Origin of the sequence: Pseudomonas sp. GM84, assembly GCF_000282535.1 — a bacterium.
GTDB lineage: Bacteria > Pseudomonadota > Gammaproteobacteria > Pseudomonadales > Pseudomonadaceae > Aquipseudomonas.
Map to the genome: position 1 here is coordinate 1 of NZ_AKJC01000268.1, position 5,926 is coordinate 5,926.

A 5,926-nucleotide genomic window follows, 5' to 3' on the forward strand; every position below is an offset into this window, starting at 1 on the left:
TGCCGGCGATAGGGCCGGTAGATTCACTACACCCATCAGCCTCTACGGCACTGCTCCAGCGTCCGCACCTGCCCCTCAGCCTGCTGGTTTTCCTCGCTCAACCACCGCTCGAACCCCGCCGCCACCTGCGGCCATTCATCATCGGTAATCGAATACCACGCCGTATCCCGGTTGTGGTCCTTGACCACCAGGTGCTTGCGAAACACCCCTTCGAACTGGAAGCCGAACCGCTCCGCCGCGCGCTTGGAGCGGGCATTGGCGTTGTTGCACTTCCATTCCAGGCGGCGGTTGCCCAGCTCGAAACCCAGTTTGCCCAGCAGGTACACCGCCTCGGTGCTCTTGGGCGTGCGCTGCATGGGGGCGCCGAAGGCGATATGGCCAATCTCGATGCGGCCGTGGTCGGGCACGATCGACATCAGCGTGAGTACGCCCTGGGCCTGGCCGCTGGCGCGGTCGAGGACGGTGAAGTACAGCGGGTCGTGGCTTGCGGCATTGCCCTCGAGCCAACGATCGAAGGCGGCGCGCTCGGTGAACGGCCCGTAAGGCAGATAGTCCCACAGGACCGGATCGGAAGCCGGGCCCTGCAGTGCGTCCCACAGATCATCACCGTGGCGTGCCGGGTCGAGCTTTTCCAGGCGAATGAAACGGCCTTCGAGCGGCTCTGCCCTAGGCGTTGCAGCCGGTTTCCAGTTCAGTGCGTCAGTCATGTTCGGCCTACAGCCCTTTGCGGAATTGGATGAAGCCCGGGCGCTCGGCAACCTGTTCATACAGGCTGATGGCGGTGGCATTGGTTTCGTGGGTCAGCCAGTGCACCTTGATGCACCCTGCGGCCTTGGCCGTGGCATAGACGTGCTCGATCAACTGGCGGCCGATGCCCAGGCCGCGCTGGGCGCTGTCCACGTACAGATCCTGCAGGTAGCACGCGTTCTCGATGCTCCAGTTGGAGCGATGGTAGATCCAGTTGACCATGCCCACTGCCTTGCCATCGACCCAGGCCAGGGCCGAGTTCGTCGGTTCGCTGGGGTCGAGCAGGCGCTCCCAGGTGCTGGCGCTGACGGCCTCGGGCAACTCGGTTTCATAAAAGCGTAGATAGGCCTGCCACAGGGCGAGCCAGGCAGCATGGTCGTTGGCGCCGACAGGGCGCAGGGTGACGCTGGGCATGGGGCTTTTCCTTCAGAGTTGGCGCATCTGCGCCGCGAGTTGGTTGTCGAGGTAATCGGGGCTGCTGCTCAGGCCGTCGCGTACGCCGGCGATGTCTTGCGCCGAACGGTTCTGGCTGAGCTTGCGCGCGCCTTGCAAGCGGGCGATGGGCAGGCGGATACCGACGATGGCGCGGAGCATGCCGTCGAGGTAATCGCGGGGCGCATCGGCCACTTTCCACGGCTCATTGCGGTCTTGTTCATGGCGCTCGGTCAGTCGGCTGACGATGTCCAACAGCGGCGCGGCTTGGTGAATCACTTCGACGGGGCCGTAGGCGTGCACGGCCAGGTAGTTCCAGGTCGGCACCACCTTGGGATTCTCGGCCTTGCTGGGATAGTAGCTGGGGCTGACATAGGCATCGGCGCCCGGGAACACCAGCAAGGCTTCACCACCCTGTTCCAGGTCCTGCCATTGGCGATTGGCACGTGCCAGGTGAGCGTAGACGGTGCCGAACTCGCCTTCAGCCGTGTCGACCAGCACCGGCAGGTGGGTGGCCTGCAAGCCCTGCTCGCCGTGGCTGACCAGCACGGCCAGGCGGGTGTCGAGCATGTGCTGGTGCAGGCGATGCAGGTCGTGCTCCTGGTGAGGTTTGCTGTTGTACATGCGCAGGTTCCTTGTCGAATGACTCCATCCTAGGCAGGCTATTGGCTCAGAGTAAGATCCATTAATGGCTGTTTTCATAGGTCCAATGCCATGAACGAGCGTCCCCTCCTGTCGCCTTTCGACCCTGCCGGGATCGTTCTCGACCGTCGGCGCGGGTTGAGTCAGCAGCTGTATCAGGCCTTGCGCGCGCGCGCGCTGGACGGACGGCTGGGCAGCGGCACGCGGCTGCCGGCCACTCGCGACCTGGCGGCTACCCTGGGGCTTTCGCGCAATAGTGTGGTGCGTGCCTACGATCAGTTGTATGCCGAGGGCTACATCGAAAGCCGGGTAGGGGATGGCACCTATGTCAGCCGACAAGCAAAATTATCCACAGAACTATCCACAGGGTTATCCCGGGGTTTATCAACAGGCTTATCCACATTTTCGTCGGAATATACTGAGGATTTATCCAGCAACACCCTTTCCAGCGAGCCCTTGGAGCGTCTGAAAAGTAACCATCTACCGCTGCCCAGAAGCGGTGCGCCGCGCGCTTTTCGCGTGGGAATTCCAGCGTTCGACCTGTTCCCGTTTGACGTCTGGGCCAAGCTGCAGGCGGGTTTCTGGCGTAATCCCGACCCTGCACAGCTGGGTTACGGCGACCCTGCAGGCGAGCGGGCACTGCGCGAACTGATCGCGGCGTACTTGCGCCGCTCACGTGGCCTGTCCTGCACGGCTGAACAAATTGTGATCACCAGTGGCGCACAGCAGGCCATCAGCCTTTGTGCACAGTTGCTGTTGCAGCCGGGTGACGGCGTGGCTGTGGAAAACCCAGGCTACAGGGCTGCCGGTCATACCTTCGCCGTCGCTGGCGGCAAAGTGATCGGAGTACCCGTGGACGAGGAAGGCATGGATTGCAGCTGCCTGGAGCAGATACAGGATTGTCGGCTGGCCTATGTCACCCCCGCTCACCAGTACCCGACCGGGGTGACCATGAGCCTGGCCCGGCGCCTGGCATTGCTGGCCTGGGCCGAGCGTGGCGATGGCTGGATCATCGAGGACGACTATGACGGCGAGTACCGCTACAGCGGCGCGCCGTTGGCCCCGCTGGCGGCCTTGGACCGCCAGGGGAGGGTGTTGTATGTCGGCACCTTCGGCAAGATCGCTTTCCCGGCGCTGCGCCTTGGCTACCTGGTGTTGCCGGCGCGGCTGGTGCAGGCCTTCAGCCAGGGCAGGGCGCTGGCGATGCGGCATTCCGAGGTGGGAACGCAGTGCGTGATGGCAGAGTTCATGGCCCAGGGACACTTCCAGCGGCATATCCGCCGCATGCGGCGGGCGGCATTGAGCCGGCGCAATGTGCTGAAAGCCGGTTGGCCTGTGGATGTGCCGGGGCTGGGCGGGATGCCGGAAGTGGCAGCGGGCCTGCACGTGAAGGTAGATGTGGATAACTTTGCGCGCGAGCAGGAACTGGTTGCGCGGGCCGAGGCGGTGGGGGTGGAGGTCAATCCGCTGAGCAGCTACTGGATGGAAGACAGCGCGGTGCCCTTGGATAAGCGTGCAGGGCTGGTGCTGGGGTTTGCGGCGGTGCCGGAAGGGGAAATTGCAGAAGCGCTGATGCGGTTGCGCAAAGCGTGGCGAAAGTAGGGGGCCGCTTTGCGGCCCAATCGCTGGCAAGCCAGCTCCCACACCACACTTGAAAACAGCGCAGTTCCCCTGTGGGAGCCGGCTTGCCGGCGATTGGGCTGCGCAGCAGCCCTGACGATCAGGTCCCGGACTTGATCCTGGTCCACGCCCGCGTCCGTGCCCGCTCGGCGTCACGCGACAATGGCTTGAGCGTATACAGCTTGGTCATGGCCTCGGCGGTCGGGTACAGGTTCGGGTTGTTGCGAATCGCCGGGGCGACCTTGTCGGTCGCATCCTTGTTCGGGTTCGGATACCCGACAAAGTCGCTGATCGGCGCAATCACTTCCGGGCGCAGCAGGTAGTTGATGAAGGTATGCGCATCCTCCGGGTCGGCGGCATTCTTCGGGATCGCCAGCATGTCGAACCAGATGGGCGCGCCTTCCTTGGGCAAGCGCATGTCCACCACTACGCCATTCTTCGCATCCCGCGCGCGGTTGGCGGCCTGGGAGAAACTGCCGGAATAACCGACGGCCACGCAGATGTCACCGTTGGCGATGTCCGCCATGTACTTCGAGGAGTGGAAGTACGTGATGTGCGGGCGGATCTTCAGCAGCAGGGCTTCGGCCTTCTTGTAGTCGTCCGGCTTGCCGCTGTTGGGGTCCAGGCCCAGGTACTGCAGGGCCAGCGGCAGGATCTCCGAGGGTGAGTCGAGCAGCGCCACGCCGCATTGCTTGAGCTTGGCGATGTTCTCTTCCTTGAAGATCAGATCCCAGCTGTCCACCGGCGCGTTGTCGCCCAGCACGGCTTTGACCTTGTCCGGGTTGAAGCCGATCAGCACGGTGCCGTACATGTAGGGCACGGCGAACTTGTTACCGGGGTCGTTGGCCTCGATCAGCTTCATCAGCGCCGGGTCCAGGTGCTGCCAGTTCGGCAGTTTGCTGCGGTCCAGCGGCTGGAACACCCCGGCTTCGATCTGCTTGGCGAGGAACACGTTGGACGGCACCACCACGTCATAGCCGGAGTTACCGGTCAGCAGCTTGGCTTCCAGCGCTTCGTTGGTGTCGAAGATGTCGTAGATCAGCTTGACGCCGCTGTCCTTCTGGAAGTCGGTCAGCGTCTGCGGGGTGATGTAGTCGAACCAGTTGTAGACCCGCAGGGTGCGCTGTTCAGCCTGGGCCTGCAGGGCACCGGTGAACAGGGTCGCAGCGATGAACGGGGCGAGCAGACGCTTGAGTCGGACCATTACCGGGCTCCTGGCTGGGCGCGCTGGAAACCTTCCAGCACGTTGACGGCGTTGATGCCGATTTCTTCCACAGCGTAGCCACCTTCCATCACGAACAAGGTCGGCTTGCCCAGTTGCGCGATGCGCTTGCCCATTTCCAGGTAGTCCGGGCTGTCCAGCTTGAATTGGGAGATCGGGTCGTCCTTGAAGGTGTCCACGCCCAGCGAAATCACCAGGACATCGGCATCGTAGTCGGCGATGCGCTGGCAGGCGGCTTCCAGGGCGGCGCTCCAGGCGGCCCAGTCACTGCCGGCCGGCAATGGGTAGTTGATGTTGCAGCCTTCGCCTGCGCCCTCACCGGTTTCGTCGGCATAGCCCAGGAAGAACGGGAATTCGGCCTGCGGATCGCCGTGGATCGAAGCGAAGAACACGTCGCTGCGCTGATAGAAGATGTCCTGGGTGCCGTTGCCGTGGTGGTAATCGACATCGAGGATGGCCACTTTCGCTCGGCCTTGGTCCAGGAAGGCCTGGGCGGCGATGGCGGCGTTGTTCAGGTAGCAGTAGCCACCCATGACTTCAGCGGCAGCGTGGTGCCCTGGTGGGCGGCACAGGGCGAAGGCCGAATGCGCGCCCTGCTGGATGGCGGCCTGGGCGGTGAGGGCTACCTGCGCGGCACTGTAGGCGGCCTGCCAGGTGCCGGCGGTGATGGGGGCGCCGGCATCGAAGCTGTAGTAACCCAGTTCGCCGTGCAGGCCGGTCGGCTTGACCTGGCGCAGTGTGCGCGCTGGCCAGGTGAAGGGCAGCAGGTCGCCCTCGTGCCCCAGCGCCGCCCAGCGCGCCCAGGCGCCCTCGAAGAAGTCGAGGTAGTCGGCGCTGTGGATGCGTTGCAACGGTGCGCGGCCGAAGTCGGTCGGGCCTTCGACTTCGCCGAGGTTGCGCTTTTTCACTTGGTCGAGCACATGGTCGGCGCGCGAAGGCATTTCGAAGCAGGGCATCAGCTTGCCGTCGATCAGCTCGCAGCGGCCGTGGTGCAGGCGGTGGTCATCGGAATAGATTGTCAGCATTTTGTTGTTCTCCGGGGGGACAGGCGTGGGCCCATTTTCATGGGCGACCCGCAGGTGGAGAACGACGCAAACGGCCAAAAGGGGATCGATGTGGCCAAGGTCGCTGGCCTGTACCGGCCTCATCGCCGGCAAGCCGGCTCCCACAGGAATAGCACCGCTCTTGAGGCTGGTGGGGTACCTGTGGGAGCGGGCTTGTCCCGCGAAGGGGACGACGCGGGTACAGCACTTGACGCAGGAA

Annotated in this window: 6 protein-coding genes; 1 reads left to right on the top strand and 5 read right to left on the bottom strand. The window is 63.9% G+C overall.

Annotated features, from left to right (window positions below; genetic code table 11):
• Positions 1 to 35: 35 nt before the first annotated feature.
• From PMI38_RS20465 to PMI38_RS20475, 3 genes are read right to left on the bottom strand one after another with little or no spacing between them, the layout of a single operon-like run.
• Complete coding sequence (locus tag PMI38_RS20465; protein ID WP_008098065.1) at positions 36 to 707, bottom strand: GNAT family N-acetyltransferase; 672 nt, start codon at positions 705 to 707, stop codon at positions 36 to 38.
• A 7-nt stretch (positions 708 to 714) separates the two neighbouring features.
• Positions 715 to 1,161 (bottom strand): GNAT family N-acetyltransferase, encoded by a 447-nt coding sequence (locus PMI38_RS20470; RefSeq protein WP_008098067.1) that lies wholly within the window; start codon positions 1,159 to 1,161, stop codon positions 715 to 717.
• Positions 1,162 to 1,173: 12 nt separating this feature from the next.
• Positions 1,174 to 1,803 carry an FMN-binding negative transcriptional regulator gene (locus tag PMI38_RS20475; RefSeq protein WP_008098069.1) on the bottom strand — a complete coding sequence of 210 codons (630 nt, stop codon included), beginning with the start codon at positions 1,801 to 1,803 and terminating at the stop codon, positions 1,174 to 1,176.
• 90 nt (positions 1,804 to 1,893) lie between these two features.
• Here PMI38_RS20475 and pdxR point away from each other — a divergent pair, with 90 nt between their 5' ends.
• Complete coding sequence (gene pdxR / locus PMI38_RS20480; RefSeq protein WP_008098071.1) at positions 1,894 to 3,423, top strand: MocR-like pyridoxine biosynthesis transcription factor PdxR; 1,530 nt, start codon at positions 1,894 to 1,896, stop codon at positions 3,421 to 3,423.
• A gap of 118 nt (positions 3,424 to 3,541) precedes the next feature.
• Here the strand turns inward: pdxR and PMI38_RS20485 are convergent, their stop codons facing one another.
• Both PMI38_RS20485 and PMI38_RS20490 read right to left on the bottom strand, forming a co-directional pair.
• Positions 3,542 to 4,645, bottom strand: a complete 1,104-nt coding sequence (locus PMI38_RS20485; protein ID WP_008098072.1) for a polyamine ABC transporter substrate-binding protein — start codon at positions 4,643 to 4,645, stop codon at positions 3,542 to 3,544.
• Complete coding sequence (locus PMI38_RS20490) at positions 4,645 to 5,688, bottom strand: histone deacetylase family protein (RefSeq protein WP_008098075.1); 1,044 nt, start codon at positions 5,686 to 5,688, stop codon at positions 4,645 to 4,647. Before PMI38_RS20490 ends, PMI38_RS20485 begins: the two co-directional genes overlap by 1 nt.
• Between the last annotated feature and the right edge of the window lie 238 nt (positions 5,689 to 5,926).